The following is a 1,068-nucleotide window of genomic DNA, read 5'->3' as shown; positions in this document are numbered from 1 at the left end:
ATACTACGTGCTAAAAGAATGCCACCAATGATTCCAGCTAGTAATACACCTAAGGAAAAGAGGATAATTTCTTTCGTTCTGCTTAATATGTTAGATTCGATACCTTTTATTGAAAACTCTACTGTTACAACGCCTACTACTTGATCGTAGTCTTCGTTATGAACAATAATAGGTGCCTTTGCCATTAAGGCTGGACCACTTACACCATTTCCTTCAAGCGTATAGTACCCTCCAAAAGTGAGTGCCTCATAGTTATACGGGTTGTTACTCTTTGTTCCAATCAACTCAGAATTAGAATGGGAATACATAACCCCATAACGATCTTCTATAATTACATAATCTGCACCAGCTTGCTCACGAACTTGTTCCGCAATAGATTGGATCGTGCTTTTATGTTCGTTATTTTGAAAAGCATCTTTTATCTCTTCCGGCAAGAAGACTCCATCTGATTTGTGTTACGGGTGAAACCTAACAATTCAGGTGGAGATGAATTGCCGTCAGCAGGTAGGCTGAACGCTTTTGTTTCGTTCATAACAATTTTTGAGGGCGAATGTTTGTTTCTTTTTGTCCTACGATATTATGTAGATAATAAGGGAATAGATTGTAAGGCAACGAAATTAGATAATGATTATCATTCAGCTACTTAAGCCAAAAGTAATGAATACGCTTAATGAACTTTCTAAGAAAGGTGGTGAAAACAATGGCTAGAAAGAAGGCAGTGAAAGTATTACGGAAACAAAAGAAAAGAGAAACCATGCAACGGTTCACGCAGAAACAGAATATCGGACGAGCTTGCCTTACTGCAAAAGAATTTCGTTTACTTCAGCGCATGGCGCATAGTTCAAAAGCACTGCGAAATGTTGGGTTGTACACGATAAAACAAAGTTATTTGAACGATAATAAAATGGCTACTGTAAAAGAAGTGGACAATGCCATGCAGGCTGATATGAACTACTCGGGCGTTCAATCAAACTCTGTTCAAGCGATTCGTAGAGCCTTATTTACAGAAATGAAGAGCTTTTTTAAAGCGTTGGAACAGTGGAAGAAACATCCTGATAAGTTCACAGG

The 1,068-nt window shown here is 38.2% G+C and carries 2 pseudogenes; one reads left to right on the top strand and one right to left on the bottom strand.

Features of this window, described 5'->3' with window-relative positions:
• Positions 1-437 (bottom strand): annotated as a pseudogene (locus GBN78_RS29775) (sensor histidine kinase); the annotation flags it as partial.
• 263 nt (positions 438-700) lie between these two features.
• Here GBN78_RS29775 and GBN78_RS29765 point away from each other — a divergent pair.
• A pseudogene (locus GBN78_RS29765) lies at positions 701-1,068 on the top strand (RNA-guided endonuclease TnpB family protein); the annotation flags it as partial.

The organism is Bacillus sp. B2-WWTP-C-10-Post-4 (genome assembly GCF_009183805.1).
GTDB lineage: Bacteria > Bacillota > Bacilli > Bacillales > Bacillaceae_G > Bacillus_A > Bacillus_A cereus.
The sequence above is the reverse complement of the archived record's forward strand: the minus strand, read 5'-3'. Positions and strand labels throughout refer to the sequence as shown.